Source organism: Bacillus capparidis (assembly GCF_017832095.1).
In the GTDB taxonomy this organism is placed as follows: Bacteria; Bacillota; Bacilli; order Bacillales; family Bacillaceae; genus Bacillus; species Bacillus gobiensis.
In genome coordinates this window covers 281,144-303,932 of sequence record NZ_JAFDST010000003.1, presented here as the reverse complement: position 1 = coordinate 303,932, position 22,789 = coordinate 281,144, and the positions used below count along the sequence as shown (strand labels likewise).

Here is a 22,789-nt window from a genome sequence, read left to right as displayed (position 1 = left end):
AATATTTTTTTGCTTTTTAGTGTATAGTGTTAAAATCCTCATCATGTCAGTATTTAATTCCCTTAACACCTATCTATCCACAAACAATAAAACGCTTTCTTTTCTATATTTCTGGCTTATACGCTTTTTCGGTACAAACTCTCCATTGAATCAGTTGTCTTTAATATTTATTTTATAGGTAACCCCTTTTTAAGAGGGAATTTAAAAAGAAAGGGGAGTGCTACCTCACCAATTAATTATATTAAAGTAGCTTTTATGTCAATTTCCGTTTTCAGAAAGGAGAGAGGTTTACAAGAATTAAAAGTTCAGAACAACTACATCTAGCCTTGCTCGCTGGAGCTACATAACAGCGTTAAACCGAAGAAAGAACAAGTGTTTAAATCCCGCTAAAAGAGAAACACAAAAAAATTCAAGCAAATTCTAACTAATTCGGACTTATAGCCACAGGCTATCTATCGTGGCCGGTTTGTAGCGTCAGTTGACGACTAATTAAATGATGGAGGAAGATCGGTAATGATGAAAATTTTTGATTTTCGTACCAACAGGTATCAAAAACTGATTGTAAGCGTAACGCTGCTCTTACTTTTACTTGTTCTAATGACATTAAGTGCAAACAATACATTTGCAGACGAACAAAAAAACTCGCTTGTGGTTAAATCACCAGACAGTAAGATTAATGTTCAAGTTGGCTTAGGAGAAAAGGGAAGACCATTTTATCAGGTTAAATTCAATAATAAAAATTTAATCGATCGTTCCCAATTAGGGTTTGATTTAAAAGATGTACCGGATCTTAAAGAAAACTTCGAAATCGTCGGTACTGAAGTAAAAACAGAAAATGGAAAATGGAAGCCGGTTTGGGATGAAAAAGAAGAAATAACAAACCACTACAATGAACTGAGAGTGAAACTTAAGGAAAAAGCTGCTCCCCATCGAGATTTACATGTAGAGTTCCGTGTGTTTAATGACGGAGTAGGCTTTCGTTATGTCTTTCCTGAACAAGAAAACCTCAAAAAGTTTGACATTATGAATGAAGATACGGAATTCCGCTTTGCCGGCAATTTCAAATCATGGTGGACACCGCAAGACTTTGAACTATATGAACATCTTTATAAGGAAACCACGTTAGATAAAATGAAAGCGGCAAATACTCCTATTACGATGAAGGCCGATAAAAATGCTTATCTAGCTCTCAATGAAGCAGATTTGGTTGACTATGGCGAAATGACAATTGAACCAATCAAGGATGTAAAATACGGCTTTAAAAGTGCAATCGTTCCTTTGCCAGATGGTGTAAAAGCAAAAGTCGAAGCTCCTCATAAAACACCATGGCGGACCATTATGATCGGTGATAAGGCCGGTGACCTAATTGAGTCCGATATGATGTTAAACTTAAACGAACCAAATAAAATTAAAGATACCTCTTGGATCAAACCTCAAAAATACATGGGTATCTGGTGGGAAATGCACAAAATGCAATCCACTTGGGCACCGGGTGACAAAGTTGGAGCCACGACCGAAAACGCGAAAAAATATATTGACTTTGCGAGCGAACACAATATTACTTCCGTTTTGGCTGAAGGATGGAATGACGGCTGGGACGGTCCAATCCCTGAAGGCTGGAGCGACCAAAACTATATCAAGTCAAACCCGCGCTTCAACTTAGAGGAAGTAGTTAAATACGGCAAGAAAAAAGGCGTTGATTTCGTTGCTCATAATGAAACAGGCGGAAACATTACAAATTATGAAAATCAACTAGAGAAGACTTTCGCTTATTACAAAGAATTAGGGATTCATTCCATTAAGACAGGATACGTCGGCACTCCGAAAATTGTTGAGCCTGAAGGCCATCATCACCGTGACCAATTCATGGTCAACCATTTCCGTAAGGTTCTTACGACAGCTGCTAAGTATGACCTGATGGTAGATGCTCATGAAACAATTAAAGATACCGGTGAACGTCGGACCTATCCGAATATGATGAGTCGTGAGACTTTCCGTGGTATGGAATACAACGGTGGAGATACAGGAAATCCAGCTGAACACACGGTGACACTTCCGTTTACTGCTGGATTAGGTGGACCGATGGATTATAACGGAGGTATCTTCAATCTTAAATATGATCCAAATGATCAAGATACACGTGTATGGACGACAAGAGCCCGTCAGCTTGCCTATTACCCTGTCATTTTCAGCGGTTTGCAGATGGCTCCCGACCTTCCAGAACATTATCGCAACCAGCCTGAATTTAAGTTTATCGAAGATGTACCGGCAAGCTGGGACGATACGAAAGTACTTGATGCAGAAATCGATGAATATCTATCGATTGCCCGCAAAAAAGGGGATAAATGGTTTGTCGGAACATTAACCGATAGAGATCCGAAAAATATTCAAGTACCACTTAAATTCCTTGAAAAAGATCAAAAATATGTCGCAACGATTTATAGTGACGGTTCTGAAGCGGACATGGAAAATAACCCAACCGAAGTATCCATCGATAAAGTTATCGTAGATTCAAAGGATAAGATTACGGCTTCCATGGTTGGCAGCGGAGGACATGCCATTAGTTTGGAGCCAGCATCAAAAAAAGATTTGAAGAATTATCCTGACTACAAATCAAAAACCCTTGGCTACGGGAAATTAAAAGCCCCTAAGAAAGTAAAAGCCGGCCAAACAGTTTCAGTCCGCTTAGATGCTGAGAACAACAGTCAAACGCCATTAGGCGATGAACTGAAATTAAAAGTTGATGACACAATAATAAAACAACACTATATCCGTCTTGCCCCTGGAGAGAAAAAACAACAGACATTTACTGTTCATTTTGATAAAGCTGGAGAATATAACCTTTCGATTGATGGAACATCCAAGCAAACGAAAATAATCGTCGAAGAATAGACGATAAAATTGACGAAGAGGCTGTCATTTGACGGCCTCTTTTTTTCTCTTCTCGTGATATGCCCAGATCGCTTTCATTCTGAACGTTATACGGCCAATAAACGGTCAATCTCTTTTGCCGCACGGGTCAGTCCCTCTTTTACAGAGATTTCCCCTAGGAATATTTTACGCATATAGCGAGTGTAAACCTCATCGATTTCACTCCAATTTTTTACCGATTGCCTATGGTAAGCATGATCCAGAGCCTCTTTATACGGAATAGTGTAAGAATCCCGATTAGAATTTATCGATTTTGCTGCTTCTAAATTCGTTGGAAAAATCCCTACTTTCGACATCATCAACTGAGCCTCTTTACTGGACATCCATTTCAGAAATGTCCAAGAAGCATCAGGATGTTTGCTCCCTTTCATAATAACCAAATGATCGCCGTCCAGGATTGAAGATGGCCCTTTATTATGGGGGAAAGGAATAGGTAGAGTATTTTTTAAAGACCTGTCCAATTCCTTATCGGTCCATATGTTGTAAAACCATGGCCCCTCGCCCGTTATAAGCACATTACCGCTTTTTACACCTTCCCAATTGTCTCCCCCTTCTTCTCCTACCATGTGATCAATCAGCCCTTTATTATAAAGATACAGAAGCTTCTCCACCGCCTGTACTGTTGCTTCTCCATTTAAATACCCGGTTGCCTTAGTAAACTTAGCATCGGTCAGCGAACCCCCAAGGCCGAATATATATGGAAGCGTTCTCCATGTATCCAAGCCTCCAAGTCCAATAGTATGATGCTGTTGACTGGCAAGTTCCAAAATTTCCTTCATTGTTTTAGGAGGTTCCGAATACCCCGCTTTATTCAAAAGCTCCCGGTTAAAGATAGCCACCTGTACGAGAAAATCCATGGGAAGAGAATAATATTGATTCTGGTAGAAGCCCGCTGACATCGTCTTATGATTAAGCGTATGACGGACTTTTTGGAAATCAGGAAAAGTATTTAAAGGCATAATCAGCCTGTTTTGATAAAAATCAGGAATCCAGTCCAATTTCATTCTGACCACATCAGGACCGCGGTTGGATGAAGCCCGAGCAATCAATGTGTTTTTCAGTCCCGTGTTATAAGGTTTCCTTACAGCTATTACTTTTATATTAGGAAATTGGCGTTCAAAAGCAGGAATCATCTCCCGTTCCAAAATCCTGCTTTCTGTGTCGCTGTATGTATGCCAAAACTCGATTACATTCTCTTTATTCTCATGATGCGTTTGTGGCTCATCCGAAGTGATGATTTTCGATCTTTCACATCCGGTAGCAATAACAAGGATCAACAAAATTGATATCCACCGTGCCATTAAACGTTTCTCCTTTTATTATCTAAGGAATTAGGTATCGCAGGATTTCCGAGTAAGATACAGACGGTTGTCCCTTCTCCCAGTTTACTTGTGACCGTCCACTCAGAGCAATCAGAATAATAAAAGCGAAGCATATCGTAAACGTGCAGCAGACCAATACCCATTTCACCCTTGGCCTTAGCCTTCTCCGGTTCATTTAATATTTTCAGCTTCTCCTCACGGATACCTATACCGTCGTCAGTGACTAGAAATTCTGTATAATTATCTCTTGTATGAACTTGGATTAAGATACGTCCGTCCGTTTCCTTGGGAATAATCCCATGGAAAATTGCATTTTCTACCAGTGGCTGGAGCAGCATACGAGGAATAACAAGCTTCTCCGCTTCTGGCTCCACTTCCAAATCCAGTTTAAAGGTCTTTTCATATCGAAGCTCTAAAATGGTAATATATTTCCGCAGAAAATCTATTTCCTCTTCCAATGTAATCATACTTCCGCTTTTACCCATATGTGCTTCCAAAAGGCGGATTAATGACTTCAAACTTAGAGCAGCTCGATCATTCTGATTTGATTTAATCGACCACCATAGCATATTTAATGTATTTAAAAGAAAATGGGGATGAATCCGGTGCATGACGGCTCTTAGCTCCGCTTGTAGTTTTTGATCCTGCTCTTCATTTACCTTATGCATAAGCTTTTCGATTTCTTGAAGCATGCTGTTAAACTGCTGACTCATTAGACCGATTTCATCGTTGGACCTTACATTTGTCCTTACCTTTAAATCCCCATTCTTTACCTTCCTCATATCCAGAGTAAGCTGCTTGATCGGTTTTGTTATTCTGCTTACCATTAATAGACCGATACCAATAGAAAGCATGATGAGAACTCCGGAAGAAATCAAAATAAAGGTCTGCAACCGATCCAATTGTCCGGTAATTTCATAAACCGGCACAGTTCCCACGATCATCCATCCGTTACTCAAGGGCTGCTTGACCCCATAATGCGGATTTCCATTTAAGGTATATTCGAATTCTACAACATCTTTGTCCACAATTTTTTTGAGTAAATCCGGAGTTTCCACACTCTTGTTAATCAGATTAAGATCAGGATGGATCATGATTTTACCTTGCTGATCTACAACAAAAAATCTTCCTGTCTTCCCAAGCTTTAGCTGCTCGAGGATGTTTAAGATAGAATGCCCATTTAAATTCACCTGCATAAACCCTATGTGATTCATATCGTTGAAGTTTTTAACAACTCTCCCGATAGGAAGAATCAGGTCTGTATTGGCACCCCCTCCGATCAAACGGTCAAACTGCAACCCCCGCCAAGCCAGTTCGCCATCCTTCTGTTTGGCTTCCTTTATCCATTCCTGATTAGACACACGAATCCGCATTAGCTTGTACATGGATGGATGATACATATAAGGAGAAAATGTACTGCCGCCCCAGCCGCTGCCCTCTTCTTTCCAAACATAGACATTTTTGACGAAGGAGTTTGAGTAAACAATTTGATTCAACGTGTTATTCATGTATTGAAAAATCCGACGCTGCTCTTCAGCCGAGCTTCTATTCATGTTCATTATCGCTTTTTGAATGTCTGTATTGCTGAAAATAAAATCCGATGTGTCGCTGCCCGAGTTAAAAATAAAAGAAAGAGAATCCGCCGTTTGTTTAGTGGTTTGAATCGTATTTTCACGTACGTTTGTCTTTACAACAGATTCAGATTGCATATTAAAAGCCCAACTTAGAATAAAGGTAGGCAATAAGATAACAAATAGAAAAACTAGTATAATCTTAAACACAAAGCGGTTGGAAAACAGGAAAGTTCGAATCATGAGGCTCCACCTTTATCTGTACTGTCCGATAAGTATACATGATACGGCAGAAAAATTTAATGGTATGAATATAAGGTGAGAAATTTATTATATTTTTATTTAAAAAACTATTTGACTCTTACACCTTCTCAAACAACATGGCAACCCCAACTCCCCCGCCGCTTCCAATAGCCGCAAGGACATACTTTGCCTGCCTGCTTTTTTGTACCTCATAAAATAAACGTGTGATCAAAACGGCGCCGGATGCTCCGTAAGGATGACCTAATGTAAGGGCGCCGCCGCTAACATTTAATTTTTCGTAAGGGATGGACAGTTCTTCCGCACAAGCGACAACCTTTGAGGCAAACGCTTCGTTTAATTCAACAAAGCTTATGTCCTCCATTGTTAACTCGTTCCTCTTTAACAGCTGCAAAATTGCGGGAACAGGCGCAATTCCCGGAATGTGCGGGTGAACACCGGACACCTGGCTGTCAATGAACCGTAATACCGGCTGATACCCTTGTTGTTTTGCCATCGTTTCTTCCATGACTAAAACAGCGCATGCCCCGTCATGAATACCGCAGCTGTTTGCCGCCGTAACGGTGCCGTGCTCATTAGCAATTATAGGTCTTGCCCGATTTATGAGCCTTTCCATATTGCGGTCACGCAACAGCTCCTCGTCTGTATCTATGTTATTTATCGCTAGTATTTCCTGATTGTATACTCCAGTTTGAAAAGCTTCCCGGCTCCGTTCATAGCTTCTTAATGCATACTTATCCTGCTTTTCTCTTGATATACCATATTTTTTAGCGACATATTCTGCGGCCAATGGCATATCTGGATCTCCGATATACTCAGGTGAAAACCGTGCACGTTTTTCAAAAGCAGAAGTACTCGCGCTTTCCACTCCTCCAGCAATATAACAACGGCCTGCCCCTCCTTGAATGGAGTAGCAGGCGATTCGAACAGCCTCCAGCCCGGCACTGCATTGCCTGTCTATCGTCATTCCCGGAACATCATAAGGAAGACCTGTCTCTAAAGCAGACAGTCTTGCAACATTTCCGCCCGGCCCAACAACGTTTCCAAGAATGACATCGTCAACTTCCTCTTCGATCCCCTTGCTTAATTGTTTAAGAAGAGGAGCAGCCAATTCGTGGGGCTGCAAGTGTTTTAACATGCCGTTTTCTTTTCCTATCGGCGTTCGTTTTGCTTGGACAATAACCGCTCTCTTAATGTCTGCTCACCTTGCTTTCCAACATTTCCTTCATTTGCTGCCTTGCGAGTTTTCCGCTTGTTGTATGAGGAATTTCATCGAAAAAGTGCCATTTTCGGGGAACTTTATATGAGGCTAGCTTGCTCTGGCAAAGCCTTCTTAATTCGGGTTTCGAAGCACTCCCTTTGATAACCGCAGTCACAACCTGTCCCCAGTATGGATCTGAAATTCCCACTACGGCAGCTTCCTCAACTTCAGGATGTAGTGTGAGCACGGCTTCAATTTCTTCGGGAAAAATGTTCATGCCGCCATAGAGAATCATATTTTTTTCTCGTCCAGCTATGTACAAGAATCCATCCTCATCCAAATATCCCATGTCATCCACAGAACTCCAGCCACACTCATCCTGAAGTGAATGAATCTCTTCTGAGCCTTCATGTACATATCCCATACTAATCATCTTGCTTCGTACATAAATCTTTCCGACTTCATTCGGGAGCGCGGCTTCTTGGTTTGACTTTACTATTTTGATTTCGACATTGTGGCACGCTTTGCCTACTGACCTAGGCTTCTGCCTATTGTTTTGATCGGAAAGAACAGTAATGAAGCTTAGTTCACCGGCTCCGTAAAATTCATACATCGTCAAATTGAAAAAGGTGTCCCGTATCCGCCGTTTTGAATCGGCTTCCCATTTCGCTCCAGAGGAAATGATCGTTAGAGGCTTGTTTATTATGCGTTTTTCTCTCATAAGCGCTTCTATCATTGTTGGGACCATAAAAACGGTCGTAATCGAATGTGCTTCAATGAAAGAGATTGTTTGAGATGGGGAAAATTTCTCTAGCAAATACACCGTTCCTCCGAGATACAACGTGCTTATAGCGCCATATAAAAAATGGGAATGAATAAGTGCTCCCGGAATAACGACGTGTTCATCGCCATGCATGTTAAAATCCACCCGATTGCAGGCAAAGCTTTCAATCCAGGAATCATGCGAGCGGACAAAGGCTTTAGGTGCTCCCGTTGAACCCGAAGTAAACCCCATGAAAAACGGAAGGTCCCCGCTTACTTCATCAGGTTCATCCTGTGGTGCACATTGAATATCAGCTTTGCAATTTTCCCAAAGTAATCTATTACATCCAATGGTATCTAACGCGCTGCTCATTTTCTTTGTCGTAATCACGAAGGAAGGAGAGCAGAGCTGTAATCTTTTTTCTAACTCTTCTTTTTTCCATTTTGGATCGAGAGGGACTATTGTCAATCCTGCCGAAGACGCCCCTGCGAAGAGCTGCAGAAAGGGAATTCCATTAGGTAATAGAATTCCTATCGTCCGATTCACTTTATCCAGAGATGTCAGCCAGTTTGCTGTTTTTGCAACCAACTCCTGCCACTCTCGATAAGTAATCGATTCATGGCCCATCTGAACAGCGATGCGCTCAGGTTGATTTTGACGATGCTTGTCGTAGGTCTGGGTTATCGCTGCCATTCTTTATCTCCTTTTCCTAAATACTAGCCGCCTTTTTCTGAAATACCGGGGATTTTCTTAACCTGTTCACTAGATAAGCAGCAAGTACCGCTTTTAACAAATCTCCAGGAAGATAAACCCAGCTTGATATTAATGCTCCTGCTAATGAAGTATTCATGACAAAAGCTTGAACGGGGACTCCAAATACATACAGCAAGAATACTCCCGCTAACACATTAGTGATCAATATCTTTATAAAGGTTACCACACGAAATCGGGAAAGAATATACCCGATGGTAAAGGCAACGATGATATAACCGAATAAGTATCCAGCACTCGGTCCGACAAAAACACTGAGGCCGCCTCGTCCTCCACTCAAAAGCGGCATTCCGGCCGCCACTACCATTAAGAATATCGCCTGGCTCCAGGCGCCAAGTCTTGCACCAAGCAGTCCGCCGGCAAGCATCACACCAAAATTTTGAAGAACAATTGGCACTGGGCTAAAGGTCAGTACTATAGGAGGAACAAGCCCCAGCACCCCCATAACTGCAGCAAATAATGAAATAAACGTAATGTCTCGTACTTTCAAAGAAGACTCCTCCTAAAATTTTTTGCTTTTCTATTTATCATAAGGCACATTCTTCAATTTCAAACCCAAGATCCTCGATCATTCCCCAATCGGCTGTTGGCTCTTGTCCGATCGTCGTTAAATAGTCCCCGACAAAAATCGAATTTGCCGCATAAAGGCCCATTACTTGCAAAGAACGAAGATTGACTTCTCTTCCTCCTGATATCCGAATTTCCTTCGAAGGGTTCACAAAACGCATCATCGCGAGAAGCTTTAAACATTTTCGCGGATTCAGGTCGGTGCGTCCTTCAAGTGGCGTCCCGTCAATTGGGATCAGAAAATTGCATGGAATGGAGTCAGCGTCTAATTCGCGCAGAGACTTTGCGATATGAACCGCCTCCAGATCGGATTCTCCCATGCCAAAAATTGCCCCTGAACAAGGTGACATGCCGGAGTTTTTCGCATTCACGACCGTATCAACCCGATCATCATATGTATGGGTAGAACAAATATTTTCATAGTTTTGTTCACTCGTATTCAGATTATGATTGTAGCGATGAACACCCGCATCCGCCAGTTTTTTTGCATGCTCTTCATTTAAAAATCCGAGACAGCAGCAAATTTTCAAATCCGTCGTCTCGCGAATCTCTTCTACCGCACTGATAACATGATCAATTTCTTTACTGGTTGGCCTTCTTCCTGAAGCAACGATACAATATGTACCTGCTTTTCTTTGAACAGATTCCCGGGCTCCTTCAACAATTTTCTCCTTGGTCAGCCATGCATATTTATCAATCGGAGCTTCGGACACTATCGATTGCGAGCAATATCCGCAATCCTCCGGACAAAGCCCTGATTTCGTATTAATAATCATATTGAGCTTTACTTTTTTCCCATAATACTTTTGGCGGATAAGAAAAGCTGCCTGTAAGATATCAAGCATTTCTTCGTCAGGAGCTTGTATAATTGACAAAGCCTCTTCCTCTGTGACTTCGTACCCTTCCATAACTTGCTGTGCTAGCAATCGCCAATCCGTGGTCATACGGTCAACCCCTCCATATAGCATTTTTATGTTAACCTATTTTATTTTTGGTTAACATAAAAAATATCATATTTTCTCTGAATATACAAATTGAATTTTATAAGAGTAGGAGATGTTTCCTATGAAATCACCAAAGTATCATTGGCAAAGACGTATTTGTTAAAATAAAGAGAGATAACTACGGAAAGGATGATTGCATTGTTGAAAATCGGTTGGATTGGACTAGGATATATGGGAACCCCGATGGCAAAAAACGTTCTCAAAGCCGGCTACACTTTGCATGTGTACAACCGGACGAAAGAAAAAGCACAAGGCTTGGCCGACGAAGGCGCGATCCTATGCGAGACACCACAGGAACTGACGGAAAAATCAGATGTCATAATTACAATGCTGACGGACGGTGCTGCGGTTAAGGATGTGATGGAACAGGAAGAAGGAATCCTGGCTGGATTAGATCACAGCAAAATCGTTATCGACATGAGTACAGTCAGCCCTGAGGATTCGGTACTTTTTTCAGAGCTTGTCCGTACAAAAGAGGCGGCTTTCATCGATGCACCCGTATCAGGATCTGTGAAGCCTGCAGAAGACGGTACACTGGTAATATTACCGGGAGGAAACGCAGAAGATATCCAGAAGGTACAGCCGATCTTTGATATACTGGGCAAAAAGACCGTACATTTCGGCGAAAACGGAAAAGGCGCCTCAGCCAAGCTTGTCATTAATTTGCTGCTGGGAATTACGATGCAGGGAGCATCTGAAGCCTTGCTGCTTGCCGAAAAATTAGGTCTTGAAAAAGAAAACACCCTAGAAATGATCCTTGCCTCTGCGGTAGGAACCCCGCTCGTTACCGGCAAAAAACAGTTGTTTGAGAAAGAAGAATTCCCTGCTGCGTTCATGCTGAAGCTGATGTCGAAGGATTTGGGTCTTGCCTTAAAAGAAGCAGACAAAAACGGCGCCTCCCTGCCGCTGACTAAAGCTGCAGATCAAACCTACGGATCGGCTAAAGAACACGGAAAAGGCGAGTTGGATTTATCAGCAATCTTTTTAGAATTGAAAGAACAAAATAGCTGAGAAGATGGTGATGGCGGCTCACGAGTTGTGTGGGTCGCCCTTTTTTGCGAAAAACGTATAGGAATTGCACAATGAAGCGTGGGAATTGCACAGTTCAATTGATTATTTGCACAAACTGTTGCAATAATTGCACAGGTAGTCGCTATTTTTGCACAGTAATAGCTAATAATTGCACAGAAGACTTAATTAATTGCACAATTCCTCCTCATCGTTCTATTTCACTCCAATGACACGGATCCTTTTATAATCAGCAAACCAACAGCCATCTAGATATAATGTTTCTCTTACGTTGGTTTCGATTTTGTTGAAGATTTCATTTTTTAATTCGTTTGAGATTCCTTCAAACATCCCGCCGCTGAACATTTCCAACCAGTTTCTTAAGCCGTGTTCCCCATCTAACGGCGTCGGACGATCAAAGTGCTGTGCATGCATGACTCTAAACCCGACTTCCTCCATCAATGTTGAATATTGGCCAATACTCGGAAAATACCATGGGAACTGCTCATCAGAAAAGTTAATTTCATAGCTCTTAAATTGATTCAGAATTTCATCTGTAATGATTTTAACATTTCCTTTTCCGCCGAATTCAGCGACAAATCTGCCTTTTGGCTTCAGTGTTTGATAGATTGATTGCAGCGCCTGCTTTGGAGGCTTAACCCAATGAAGGACAGCATTTGAAAACACCGCATCAAATTCATTTTGATAGTCTAATTCTGTTGCATCACTAACACCAAAAACAATATTCGGATACTTAGCCTTTGCTTGATCAATCATATTTTTCGACTTATCAAACCCGACAACTGTCACACCCATCTCAGTTAACGAGTGTGCTAAATCCCCTGTGCCGCATCCCAGGTCAAGGATACGTTCACCTTTTTTTGCGTCTAAAAGTTTGATTACATCATTTCCAAAGTTAGAAACAAAGGCGTGTTTTCCATCATATAAGCTTGCGTCCCAATAATCCTTTGTTGCATTGTTGTCCCCCATCTTCTTCTCTCCTAGCCTACTTTTTTATTAGTATATATTTAAAACAGATGATCCATATACACTCTCTTTTTTTAAAACCTTTTCTCTGTTTCTTCGTATAACATACTAAAGGCAGGTGATTAAATAATGAAACGATTGATTTCTATTCTTGTCATGTCGGCTGCACTAGTACTTTTTCCTGTTCTTACCTTTGCCATTGATTATTCCATTACTAATACTCAAATACAAGCTGATTTGCAAAAAAATGGCGATGTTAATGTTAAAGAGACACATACTTATAAGTTCGACGATGATTTCAATGGGATCACCAGAGAATTGATCGCCAAAAAAGGCACGGAAATCTCAAATTTTAAAGCATATGAAAACGGAAAACCATTAAAAACAGAAAAAGATGAAAATACCTATAAAATTCACCGAGCAGGCAGCTATGAAACGATTTCTGTCGACCTTCATTACTCTATAAAGAATGGAGTAAGTGTATATTCAGATGCAGCAGAGTTTTATTGGCCTTTCTTCGATAATAACAATGAATCAACCTATGAAAATCTTACGGTCACAGTTCATCCACCCGAAAAAACAACAGAAGATGTGATAGCTTTTGGCTATGATGAAGCTTTTAATAAAGAAGCGATTCAACCGGACGGATCCGTCAAATTTTCCTTTGAAGAGGTTCCCGATGGTACAAAAGGTGATATTCGAGTCGCCTATGACAACAAGCTATTTTCTGCCGCTTCCAATATGTCGAATAAGCCGATGAAGGAGAAAATCCTGGCGGCTGAGCAGGAGGGGATAGATCAAGCTGCTGAAGATGCGAGGATGAAGAAGCAGCTTTCTACTATCGGCGAAGTACTTATCCCAGCTTTTGGTCTCGTTATACTTGCAATCCTCCTTTATTCCTGGAAACGAAGCAGAGACTTAAAGCTAATGCTTGAGAAGGAAGAAGCGGCAACATCAAACAAGATTCCGGAAGAAAGTATGAGCATACCGGCAACGATTTTTTATACAAATAAAGGAGCATTTTCTTCAGATACAGTTGCAGCGGGATTGATGGATTTGCTACACAAAGGCTATATTGAAAACATTTCTGACGATCAATTTCGAATTATTACTCGAAAAGGCGCTTTACGCCACGAAGAAATTTTGATGGAATGGCTGTTTGACAAAATCGGGAAAAACGGCACTTTCAGTTTAGATGACCTGGCTAGGTATACAAAACAGAAGAAAAATCACAATAAATACCTTTCCAACCAGACAAAATGGCAGTATGCCGTTAAGAACGAAATCAAAGACCAAGCTTTTTACGAGAAAAATACAATATATCGTTCAACTGTCGGCTTATCGAGCTTAATCTTATTGCCATTTCTCTTTTTATTTCCGTTGTATGACCTTTTTGGCTTGTTCTTTCTCTCATTGCCAACTTTCCTCTTTTTGATCGGGTATGCGATTTTTTACCGACCAAAAAGCGAAAAAGGAGCGGCAACGTTTTATAAGTGGAATCGATTCAAAAATAACTTCCCATATCTTACTGAAAATGAGTGGAGCACTTGGACGGAAGATGAGCGATTGCGTTCTTTCATCTACGGAATGGGTATAAAAGACAATAGCTTATACAAAAAACATGAAGAGCTTGAGAACGCCTTTCATCGATCCAGTAATAGAGCCAGTTCAAATGACATTCAGCCAAGCTTTTACTCGATTGACATAACCACCCTTATGATTCTCACAGCCTCAATATCTCCTAGCTTTCATTCAGCAGGATTAGCTGCCTCAAGCACTGCAGCCGGTTCATCCAATACAGGTGGCGGGTTTAGCGGAGGAGGCGGAGTTGGTGGAGGAGGAGGCGGAGTTGGTGGAGGAGGAGGCGGATCTGGTGCCTTTTAAAATAAACGATCGATTCCTTGAAGCCTGCCCTAATAAGGTAGTTCACATCGAACAACAAGCGACACTACAGGAAAATAACAAAAAAACAGGAGCTTTTGTGTCTCCTGTTTTTTGTTATGAGCAGCAGAATAGAGCATCCTCATAGGCATCTTCAGGAATATAAACTTGACCATCTTCAATTTTATATGGAATGTTATGCTTTTCTAGTTTATCAGTATCAACCAATTTGGCCGTCATTCCCCATTGTTTATACTCACCAGTATATTTTTTTTGACAAGCAGATGTTGTCAAAACAACAGCAAGGCATAGAAAAAACATTAGGACTTTTTTCAAATGCTGCACCTCTTTTTGATTTATTGGTTAAATTATATCTAACTTCCGCTTGAAAAAAGAGGGAAAACCACTATTTATTAGTACTCTTTAACATATAAATTTGAGATTAATTGAAATTAACTGTTTCTCTACATTAACTCCATAAAAGTAAGAAAAATCCCCGGTGCAACTTCAATATTCTTCACTTCTTCAAAACCAAAAAAAGCATAAAGATTTTTGGCTGGAACGTTTTTTGCTCCCGTGCTGACAATCACTTTTTTGCCATTCGTTCTATTCTTAAGTACATGCTCCAACAGCTTTTTCGCAATTCCTTTGCGAAAATGGTTCGGATGGACAACCAGCCTGCAAATATCAAATTCATTTTGTTCTTCGGTATATGAAATGAAAGCTGCCAATTCTTCGTCGAAAAAATATCCAATGAATATCTCATCGTTTTCCATGATCGATTCAACCGTATCGTTTAACTGGGGAATCCCGTAAAAGCCGATTAATTCTGCTTCTGCTTTATAGGAAGGCAGCTGGACATCGATCATTTTCTTGGCTGTTTCCTTATCTGTGGCATTTAGTTTTTTAATCATGAACCTTAAGCCTCCAGCTTTTCAATATTAGTTTAATTAAACCATTTTCTTGCCAGGTTTCAATACTGGAAACGTCCCGAACGACAAAAGTATCATTTTGCAAAATGAAGCTACTCAACTATTATACTTCGAAAACCCTTACATACAGTTTGTAAAAGGAGTATACTAACAAGTGTAGAGAGAAGAAGAAAACGAAGCGTCTATTTTTGCAAATTATGGCATCAAGTAAGGGGGCTTTTGCATATGGTCCTTGATCAAAGAAGAACCTCCATATTGAACTTGATTTATCAATCCAATGGAGCGGTCAGCATCGATCTTCTAAAGGAAAGACTAGGGGTCTCACAGCGAACCATTTATTACGATATTGACCAAATTAATGGATGGCTTGAACGGGAAGGATTATCTCCGGTAGAAAAAGCGTACGGCAAGGGATTTTATTTATCAGAACGTACTCGCGATCATCTCGCTTCCCGCTTGAAACTCACGGATGAATGGGAATATCGGTTATCCCGGCAGGAACGAATCTGCATTATTTTGATTTCCCTGTTGACTCAGAGCGAAACTTCCTCACTGCATGACCTAATGGAAAGAACACAAGTAAGCAGAGGAACCATTTTTCGCGATATAAAAAAAGCAGCCGATTCGATAAATCCTTTGGGAATTACCCTCTCTTATGAGAAAGGATCAGGCTACGAGCTTATCGGATCTGAACAGGCGAAGCGTCAGCTTTTAACGACTTTGATCAGTGACGTACTTTCATCAAAAGATTCCCGGCATTTGCATGAGAAGCTCTATGAAATGCTGAATCCGTCTTCAGGTAATACAGACGACCGACTGCTCATCTTTTTAGAAAACGAAGTAGCCTCAATCGAAAAGAAACTGAATGTTTCTTTCACCGAAGAGGTTGTCCAATTTTTAATTCTGCAGCTTCTGATCGTCGTAAAACGAAAATCAGATAACTCAACCGTTTCTATCGACGAAGAGGAAATGAACATTTTGGAAAAAACGAACGCTTATCAAGCGGTTGAAGAACTGAATGACGAGCTTAAGAAAAACGGCTTTCACACGCTTCCCTTCCATGAAAGGCTCTTACTGACGATGCAGCTGCTTGGGTCACGTGTCCATCGCGAACATATCGCATCTGCCGGCACTAAAGAAATCAAGCAGCTCCAGATGGTCATCAAAAAAATCATTGATGACTTTCAGCTGATTGGGTGCTTAATTTTTGATGACCGGAAGCAGCTTGAAGAAAATTTGCTAACGCATTTGAAGCCTGCTTATTACCGGTTAAAGTACAGTATCCCAATTACTAACTCTTATTTAAAAGACATTCAAAAGCAGTATCCGGAAGTATTTTATTTAACAAAGCGATCCTTGTCTCACTTAGAATCCTTTGTCGGAAAAACCATTCCGGATGAGGAAATAGCCTACGTAGCGATGCATTTTGGCGGTTGGCTAAGCCGTAAAAACCAATATGTTTCAAAAAACTATAAAGCCATCGTCGTTTGCGAAAATGGGATCGCCGCTTCCGGCATGCTTCGTTCCCAGCTTGAAACCCTGCTGCCCGAGATGATGGTGACCCACACGGTTTCAGTGCGGGAATACAATCGGAACCCTTTTGATGCTGATATCGTTTTTTCGACATCCTTTATCAAACAAAAATGGGCACCCGTGATTTACGTTCCCGCCCTTTTGGATGAAAAGGACCGGGAAAACGTCGTCCAGCAGGTAAGGAATCTTTTCAATGATGCTGAACCAGCAATAGAAATCGATTTGCTGATGGCCATGATTGAAGAGCACGCAATCATCAAGCAGCGGGAACCTCTGAAAGAGAAGCTGCAGCACTTTATTTCTTCCCATCATTCATTAAAAAAGGAGGCCCATAAGCCGATGTTAGATGAATTGCTTACCGAAGAAACGATTCAATTTCGTAAGGAACTTTCCAATTGGGAAGAAGCGATTCAGCTCGCTTCCGCTCCACTGCTTGCAAACGAAAGCATTAAACCGAGTTACGTGGAAGCGATGGTGAAAAATGTTCAAGAGCTTGGCCCTTATGTCGTCATCGCTCCAAACATCGCCATTCCTCATGCGAGGCCTGAGTATGGAGTCGACAAACTGGGGATGAGTTTTCTTCGTGTAAAAAGCCCAGTCAGCTTTTCGAATCAAGAGAAACACAAAGCATCATTGATCATTGTTCTCGCAGCTATTGATAATGAAACCCATTTGAAAGCATTATCACAGCTGACAGAATTGCTATCAGAACCAGGCAATACCGAAAAACTTATCCAGGCAGAAACTGCTGAAGATGTTTTATCACTTGTTAAAAAATACTCATTAAAATAACTTACGGAGGGATTTAAGATGAAAAAAATATTAGTTGTATGTGGAAATGGATTAGGAAGCTCAATGATCGTAGAGATGAACGTCAAGGCGATATTAAAAGAAATGAATGTTGAAGCTGACGTCTCCCATACCGATCTAACTACTGCAAAAACGGAACCGGCTGATCTGTACATCGGATCTGAGGATATTCTCGGCAATATCGCAGATGGCTCTCGTAATGTTGCTTTATTAAAAAACTTATTGGATAAAAATGAGCTCCGGCATGCCTTGGAAAACAATCTTTAAGTAACAGCAAGATAAGGAAAAGGAGGAAACGTTGATGATTGACCTCATTATGAACGATATTCTCGGCACACCGGAAATATTAGTCGGGCTGTTTGCATTAGTTGGGCTGTTAGCTCAGCGAAAATCGGCAGCCGACGTAGTCTCCGGCACACTCAAAACCGTTCTTGGCTTTGTCATCTTAGGTGCCGGCGCAACCGTCATTATTGGCTCGCTTGATAAGTTCAGCAGCATGTTCAACCATGCTTTTCATGTAGACGGCATCATTCCTAACAATGAAGCAATCGTCGCTGTCGCGCAAGAAAGCTTCGGCGCGGAAACGGCAATGATTATGCTGTTTGGGATGATTGTGAATATCATTTTAGCCCGAATCACGCCGTTTAAATACATTTTTCTAACCGGTCACCATATTATGTTTATGGCTTGCTTAATTGCAGTTATCCTCACAACTGGCGGCATTACAGGGATTCCGTTGATTATCCTCGGAGCAATTATTTTAGGTTCATTAATGGTTTTGTTTCCTGCTTTATTACAGCCTTATACGAGAGAAATTACAAAATCGGATGATATCGCAATCGGCCATTTTGGTTCAATCGGTTATTTCGTTGCCGGATTCCTGGGCAAACGAGTTGGCGGCAACTCAAAATCAACCGAAGAAATTAAAGTTCCAAAATCACTCGGCTTTCTTCGTGACACAACGGTTGCAGTTTCGTTAACGATGGTTATCTTATTCTTCGTCGTCAGCTTATTTGCCGGAGGACAGTTTATCGAGTCAGAGCTTAGCGACGGGCAAAACTACTTGATTTTCTCATTAATGCAAGGGCTTACTTTCGCTGCTGGCGTGTACATCATTTTAGCCGGTGTGCGGATGCTGCTCGGAGAAATCGTCCCTGCGTTTAAAGGGATTGCAGATAAAATGGTGCCAAATGCCAAGCCGGCCCTGGATGCTCCCGCTGTCTTTCCGTTCGCCAACAATGCGAGCATTTTAGGATTTATGTTCAGCTTTATTTCCGGACTCATTTGTATGCTGTTATTGCCGGTCTTTGGTTTAGCTGTCATTGTACCCGGTCTCGTTCCCCATTTCTTTACGGGAGCAGCAGCCGGAGTCTTCGGAAACGCAACTGGAGGAAGACGTGGTGCGATTATTGGTGCCATGGCTAACGGGATTCTGATCAGCTTTTTGCCGGCGTTATTGCTTCCCGTACTCGGTGGACTCGGTTTCCAAAGCACGACGTTTGGCGACGCAGACTTCGGTTTGGTCGGGATCATACTTGGCCAGATGATAAACACTATTCAATCGAATCTGATTTTCATCATTGTTGTGTTAGCAATCCTTGCCTTGCTGTTTGCCCTTGGTTGGAAAACTAGAAAAAGTACAAAAGAACAGACTGAGTCAGCTTAAGTAGATGGATGATTCAAAGCCGCTAAACCCGTGCTGCGAATCATCTATTTTTTTCATCGTAGTTCAACGAATTGCACAGATGGGTACCTTAATTGCACAGTTCCTTTGACTAATCGAACAATTGAACTAACTAATTGCACAGGTACATTAATTAATTAAACAGTTTCTTTAAATAATTGAACAATTACACTTCAAATTTGCACAGTTCCTTCAATTAATTATACAATCGCCCCAACACAGGAATAATTCGCCAAAGAAACACAAATAGTATAACAAGGAAAGGGTGGGTCCCATGTCAAACAGCTTATATCAACAAGAAAATCTAACAAAGCTTAATCAATTGAAGCATCTAGCTCCTGAGCAATTGCATGCTTATTCGGAATTTAACAGCACGGTCTTACAAGAGGGCGCTTTATCGAGAAAAGAAAAAGTAATCATTGCGGTTGCAATCGCTCATGCGAAGGAAGACACGTATTCCATTTATATTCATACGAGGACGGCGAAAGCGGAGGAAGTTTCTCTTGAAGAATTGGTGGAAGCGGTATTTGTTGCATCTGCACTGGAAGCAGGCGGTGCAGTCGCGCATAGCTCTCACATGCAAAATGCTTCGGATCCAAATGCCCCTGATGCTTTCTATGACAAATCCAATGTGAAAAAGCTTAACAATTTAAAAGAATGGGCACCTGATGGGTATAAAGCCTATTCCGATTTCAGTGCAGCAGCCATGAAAGAGGGCAAATTAAGCGCAAAACTGAAAGAAATCATTGCCGTCGGTGCCGCCCATGTTACTGAATGTCCGTATTGCATTGATGCTCATACGAAAAAAGCAGAAAAAACTGGAGCGACAAAAGAGGAGCTTTCCGAAGCGATCCTGGTAACATCGGCTGTACTTGCCGGAGGTCCCTACGCCCATATGGTGAATTTGATTCAAAGCTACGAAGAAGAGAAATAATGGCCGAAAGTCCAACTGCGGACAATTCGGCTTTTTTATTTATAACTTGATCGCAGCAGATTCACTTTTTGTTTTAAATACATGTATTGATTTTCATTTGTATCGGCAAATGCCTCTTGTCGGCTGGAAACAACATCTAAATACTGAATGGGTTTTGTAAATTGTGATTCTGTGTAATCGCAGCGTTCACCATTTATCAGATTGTAAAAATGCCAGCCTCCCTCAGTTTTCGTCTTAAAAATGTCTCCCCCGAATAAATCATTAATAACTAATGCTGTAACCCCGCATTGCCCCTTTGCCGGGTTACCTTTGCTCCATTGTGAACTCGATTCAAAAGACCACGCTTTAAATAATATGTTTCTTATTTTTCTATCCACTTGTTCTCTTCCTCCTATAGCAAAAGGATAACTCCAGCAATTGCAGGTGTGAGAAATAAGGCCGTTTTCAGCATTGGCTTCGGCGCTAAATTTGTGAATTTCGCTCCAATGTAAGATCCGCACATGGTACCAATTAATATTTGCAGAAGCAGTATAAAGTCCACAGCACCCTCCGTGATATAGCCAAATCCTCCTCCAATTGCAATAGGTAGGATGACAAGCATGGTCGTTCCGACAGATTGGCGAATAGACAGTTGCAGCAGAATTAGCAACCCGATTTGGATAAAGGGAGCAGAACCTATACCAAACGTTCCAGATAGGATTCCTGAAATGATTCCTAAGAAAATACTTCTAATCCACATATCCGGCTCGCTTAACCTCTTTTCTTCCTTACTGTCTTTAAAAAACAATTTAACAAACATGAGGATGGCTGATAAAAATAACATAGCGGAAGTAAAATAGTGTAAAATATGCTCAGGTATCACTAAAGCGATTTTAGCTCCGATGAAAGCTCCAACCGCTGCGAACACACCAACAATCAGCCCCGTTTTTATGTTTATGTTTCCTTCTCTGTAGTGGCTGAAAGCTCCCGAAAAGCTTGTAAATGCCATTCCTGCGAGTGAAGTTCCAAGGGCTGTATGTATCGGGATATGAAATACGACCGTTAAAAGCGCAATAATAAATCCTGCCCCGCCTGCGCCTACAAATCCAAGCAAGATTCCTAAAGCGAACATCGTTAGAATAATTAGCATAAATATTGCCTCCAAAAGATGGAATACAGCTGTACACAGTTCTAATTTTTCTATTATAAACCTGAAACTCTTATAAAATAAATATCTTCTTTATTAATCCAGCGATTCGCAAAACTAACCGACTTTCTCAATAGGTAATAACATGCCGGTGTGGCGGTTATGACCGGTCATTGATAAAATAAAATTGTGTAAGTTCTTACTGGTGAAAGGGGAAGCACATATGCCTACAATATCCGACGTTGCAAAATTATCTGGATTGTCGAAAGCAACGGTATCACGTGTAATAAATAACCATTCCTATGTTTCAAAAGAAAAAAAAGATCTGGTACTGAAGACAATGAAAGAGATTGGCTATACTCCAAACCCTTCCGCAAGAAAATTAAGAGGCCAAGTTACAACTACAATTGGCGTCATAGTTCCTCGGATCGTTAATCCTTTTTTCGCTTACCTGGTAGATTCGATTGAACAAGCCGCATACAGTAAAGGTTATCAAGTTCTTATTTGTCAAAGTCATGAAGACAGGGACAAAGAAATAGCTTTTTTAAACTTACTCAAAAACAGACAAGTTGATGGGATCATCATGACATCGATTGAAAACGAATGGCAAGCAATAGAGTCTTATATAGAATACGGACCTATCGTGCTTTGTAACGAATATATCGAAAATTCTAAAGTTCCAATGATTCATTTAAACCAATACAAAGGAGCATACATTGGAATTAAACATTTGATCGAAAAAGGCCATAAAAGGATCGCTTATTGTACCGGCGGTCTTTTTGCAGAGCAAGGAAAAGATAAAGACCGGAATCAAGGCTTTCAAACAGCTTTGAAAGAATCAGGGATTGAAGTGGAGCCAGAGCTGATATTTGTAAATAAACATACGGTTGAAGACGGAAAACAGGTCATGAAAAATATTCTAAAAATGGACGATCGCCCGACAGCAGTATTTACAGGAAGTGATGAAATTGCCGGCGGAATCATGATGGAAGCAATTGAATGCGGTTTAAGAATCCCAGACGACATCGCGGTTATGGGATTTGATGATCAACCTCTCGCAGAGTTATTAAACCCTAAATTAACCACAATTAAACAACCGGTAGAACAAATGGGAAAAAAATCGATCGAAATAATAATCGACCTCTTAAAGAATCCAGAATTTAAGGTGCAAACCTATGAATTACCGATCCAACTCGTAGTTCGTAAATCAACTTGAAATAAGAAATCGATTTCACCCTCCTATTTGTATCCTAAAGCTTAATAAGTCGATATCCTGATGTTGATTAGTATCCAAGGGAATTCCTTTTTATATTCAGGGTATTCCTTTCTAATTATGAAATCGATATCATATAAATCCTAAGCTACAAATAGATCATGAAATAAAATAAAACAAGTATAATCACGACTTGATCATCCATGGAAAAATTATTGACATATGAAATCGGTTTCAGTAAAATCTAAATCAGAGAAAGCGTTTTCCATCATTTATCGGGTAGTAATGCA

The 22,789-nt window shown here is 40.9% G+C and carries 19 protein-coding genes; 8 read left to right on the top strand and 11 right to left on the bottom strand.

The window, feature by feature from the left end:
* Window positions 1-513 precede the first annotated feature (513 nt).
* Window positions 514-2,892 carry a glycoside hydrolase family 97 protein gene (locus JOC74_RS15035; RefSeq protein WP_211086200.1) on the top strand — a complete coding sequence of 793 codons (2,379 nt, stop codon included), beginning with the start codon at window positions 514-516 and terminating at the stop codon, window positions 2,890-2,892.
* 86 nt (window positions 2,893-2,978) lie between these two features.
* On the opposite strand, the gene JOC74_RS15030 is transcribed toward JOC74_RS15035, so the two are convergent.
* The 6 genes from JOC74_RS15030 to bioB all read right to left on the bottom strand — a co-directional run bounded on the left by JOC74_RS15030 (window position 2,979) and on the right by bioB (window position 10,331).
* On the bottom strand, window positions 2,979-4,232 hold the full coding sequence (locus JOC74_RS15030) for an extracellular solute-binding protein (RefSeq protein WP_053605464.1): 1,254 nt from the start codon (window positions 4,230-4,232) through the stop codon (window positions 2,979-2,981).
* Window positions 4,232-6,067, bottom strand: coding sequence for a cache domain-containing sensor histidine kinase (locus JOC74_RS15025; protein ID WP_053605463.1), 1,836 nt, complete (start codon window positions 6,065-6,067; stop codon window positions 4,232-4,234). The genes JOC74_RS15030 and JOC74_RS15025 overlap by 1 nt, the downstream gene beginning before the upstream one ends.
* 118 nt (window positions 6,068-6,185) lie before the next feature.
* On the bottom strand, window positions 6,186-7,280 hold the full coding sequence (locus JOC74_RS15020; protein WP_082364248.1) for an acetyl-CoA C-acyltransferase: 1,095 nt from the start codon (window positions 7,278-7,280) through the stop codon (window positions 6,186-6,188).
* Complete coding sequence (locus JOC74_RS15015; RefSeq protein ID WP_053605461.1) at window positions 7,276-8,742, bottom strand: AMP-binding protein; 1,467 nt, start codon at window positions 8,740-8,742, stop codon at window positions 7,276-7,278. Before JOC74_RS15015 ends, JOC74_RS15020 begins: the two co-directional genes overlap by 5 nt.
* Window positions 8,743-8,758: 16 nt before the next feature.
* Window positions 8,759-9,310 carry a biotin transporter BioY gene (locus JOC74_RS15010; RefSeq protein WP_082364246.1) on the bottom strand — a complete coding sequence of 184 codons (552 nt, stop codon included), beginning with the start codon at window positions 9,308-9,310 and terminating at the stop codon, window positions 8,759-8,761.
* 37 nt (window positions 9,311-9,347) lie between these two features.
* The gene (bioB, locus tag JOC74_RS15005) at window positions 9,348-10,331 is read right to left on the bottom strand and encodes a biotin synthase BioB (RefSeq protein WP_053605460.1); all 984 of its coding nucleotides are present in this window, start codon (window positions 10,329-10,331) and stop codon (window positions 9,348-9,350) included.
* A gap of 201 nt (window positions 10,332-10,532) precedes the next feature.
* On the opposite strand from bioB, the gene JOC74_RS15000 reads away from it, so the two are divergent.
* On the top strand, window positions 10,533-11,402 hold the full coding sequence (locus JOC74_RS15000; RefSeq protein WP_053606196.1) for an NAD(P)-dependent oxidoreductase: 870 nt from the start codon (window positions 10,533-10,535) through the stop codon (window positions 11,400-11,402).
* A gap of 213 nt (window positions 11,403-11,615) precedes the next feature.
* Here JOC74_RS15000 and JOC74_RS14995 read toward each other — a convergent pair whose 3' ends face one another.
* Entirely contained in the window at window positions 11,616-12,389 is a 774-nt protein-coding gene (locus JOC74_RS14995) for a class I SAM-dependent methyltransferase (protein WP_053605459.1), read from the bottom strand.
* Between the two features lie 126 nt (window positions 12,390-12,515).
* Between JOC74_RS14995 and JOC74_RS14990 the strand changes: the two genes are divergently transcribed.
* A complete protein-coding gene (locus JOC74_RS14990; RefSeq protein ID WP_053605458.1) occupies window positions 12,516-14,270 on the top strand; it encodes a DUF2207 domain-containing protein in 1,755 nt (584 codons plus the stop codon).
* Between the two features lie 114 nt (window positions 14,271-14,384).
* On the opposite strand, the gene JOC74_RS14985 is transcribed toward JOC74_RS14990, so the two are convergent.
* Window positions 14,385-14,612, bottom strand: a complete 228-nt coding sequence (locus JOC74_RS14985; protein WP_376773397.1) for a hypothetical protein — start codon at window positions 14,610-14,612, stop codon at window positions 14,385-14,387.
* Between the two features lie 119 nt (window positions 14,613-14,731).
* A complete protein-coding gene (locus JOC74_RS14980; RefSeq protein WP_053605457.1) occupies window positions 14,732-15,181 on the bottom strand; it encodes a GNAT family N-acetyltransferase in 450 nt (149 codons plus the stop codon).
* A 243-nt stretch (window positions 15,182-15,424) separates the two neighbouring features.
* On the opposite strand from JOC74_RS14980, the gene JOC74_RS14975 reads away from it, so the two are divergent.
* From JOC74_RS14975 to JOC74_RS14960, 4 genes are all read left to right on the top strand, one after another.
* Window positions 15,425-17,524 carry a BglG family transcription antiterminator gene (locus tag JOC74_RS14975; RefSeq protein WP_211086199.1) on the top strand — a complete coding sequence of 700 codons (2,100 nt, stop codon included), beginning with the start codon at window positions 15,425-15,427 and terminating at the stop codon, window positions 17,522-17,524.
* A gap of 18 nt (window positions 17,525-17,542) precedes the next feature.
* Window positions 17,543-17,809 carry a PTS sugar transporter subunit IIB gene (locus JOC74_RS14970; RefSeq protein WP_053605455.1) on the top strand — a complete coding sequence of 89 codons (267 nt, stop codon included), beginning with the start codon at window positions 17,543-17,545 and terminating at the stop codon, window positions 17,807-17,809.
* 34 nt (window positions 17,810-17,843) lie between these two features.
* Window positions 17,844-19,208, top strand: a complete 1,365-nt coding sequence (gene ulaA, locus JOC74_RS14965; protein ID WP_053605454.1) for a PTS ascorbate transporter subunit IIC — start codon at window positions 17,844-17,846, stop codon at window positions 19,206-19,208.
* Window positions 19,209-19,500: 292 nt separating this feature from the next.
* Window positions 19,501-20,160: a carboxymuconolactone decarboxylase family protein gene (locus JOC74_RS14960; protein ID WP_053605453.1), complete on the top strand. Its 660-nt coding sequence runs from the start codon at window positions 19,501-19,503 to the stop codon at window positions 20,158-20,160.
* Window positions 20,161-20,195: 35 nt separating this feature from the next.
* Here the strand turns inward: JOC74_RS14960 and JOC74_RS14955 are convergent, their stop codons facing one another.
* Both JOC74_RS14955 and JOC74_RS14950 read right to left on the bottom strand, forming a co-directional pair.
* A complete protein-coding gene (locus JOC74_RS14955) occupies window positions 20,196-20,537 on the bottom strand; it encodes a YunG family protein (protein ID WP_098945268.1) in 342 nt (113 codons plus the stop codon).
* A 14-nt stretch (window positions 20,538-20,551) separates the two neighbouring features.
* Entirely contained in the window at window positions 20,552-21,289 is a 738-nt protein-coding gene (locus JOC74_RS14950; protein WP_053605452.1) for a sulfite exporter TauE/SafE family protein, read from the bottom strand.
* A 220-nt stretch (window positions 21,290-21,509) separates the two neighbouring features.
* On the opposite strand from JOC74_RS14950, the gene JOC74_RS14945 reads away from it, so the two are divergent.
* Window positions 21,510-22,502, top strand: a complete 993-nt coding sequence (locus JOC74_RS14945) for a LacI family DNA-binding transcriptional regulator (protein WP_053605451.1) — start codon at window positions 21,510-21,512, stop codon at window positions 22,500-22,502.
* The last annotated feature ends 287 nt before the right edge of the window (window positions 22,503-22,789 follow it).

What these genes read in the sequence shown, in the direction of transcription:
- JOC74_RS15025 (WP_053605463.1), bottom strand. Translation starts at nt 6,067, where the DNA reads ATGATTCGAACTTTCCTGTTTTCCAACCGCTTTGTGTTTAAGATTATA.
- JOC74_RS15035 (WP_211086200.1), top strand. Translation starts at nt 514, where the DNA reads ATGATGAAAATTTTTGATTTTCGTACCAACAGGTATCAAAAACTGATT.
- JOC74_RS14980 (WP_053605457.1), bottom strand. Translation starts at nt 15,181, where the DNA reads ATGATTAAAAAACTAAATGCCACAGATAAGGAAACAGCCAAGAAAATG.
- JOC74_RS14995 (WP_053605459.1), bottom strand. Translation starts at nt 12,389, where the DNA reads ATGGGGGACAACAATGCAACAAAGGATTATTGGGACGCAAGCTTATAT.
- JOC74_RS14990 (WP_053605458.1), top strand. Translation starts at nt 12,516, where the DNA reads ATGAAACGATTGATTTCTATTCTTGTCATGTCGGCTGCACTAGTACTT.
- JOC74_RS14975 (WP_211086199.1), top strand. Translation starts at nt 15,425, where the DNA reads ATGGTCCTTGATCAAAGAAGAACCTCCATATTGAACTTGATTTATCAA.
- JOC74_RS14945 (WP_053605451.1), top strand. Translation starts at nt 21,510, where the DNA reads ATGCCTACAATATCCGACGTTGCAAAATTATCTGGATTGTCGAAAGCA.
- JOC74_RS14960 (WP_053605453.1), top strand. Translation starts at nt 19,501, where the DNA reads ATGTCAAACAGCTTATATCAACAAGAAAATCTAACAAAGCTTAATCAA.
- JOC74_RS14970 (WP_053605455.1), top strand. Translation starts at nt 17,543, where the DNA reads ATGAAAAAAATATTAGTTGTATGTGGAAATGGATTAGGAAGCTCAATG.
- JOC74_RS15015 (WP_053605461.1), bottom strand. Translation starts at nt 8,742, where the DNA reads ATGGCAGCGATAACCCAGACCTACGACAAGCATCGTCAAAATCAACCT.
- bioB (WP_053605460.1), bottom strand. Translation starts at nt 10,331, where the DNA reads ATGACCACGGATTGGCGATTGCTAGCACAGCAAGTTATGGAAGGGTAC.
- JOC74_RS15030 (WP_053605464.1), bottom strand. Translation starts at nt 4,232, where the DNA reads ATGGCACGGTGGATATCAATTTTGTTGATCCTTGTTATTGCTACCGGA.
- JOC74_RS14950 (WP_053605452.1), bottom strand. Translation starts at nt 21,289, where the DNA reads ATGCTAATTATTCTAACGATGTTCGCTTTAGGAATCTTGCTTGGATTT.
- ulaA (WP_053605454.1), top strand. Translation starts at nt 17,844, where the DNA reads ATGATTGACCTCATTATGAACGATATTCTCGGCACACCGGAAATATTA.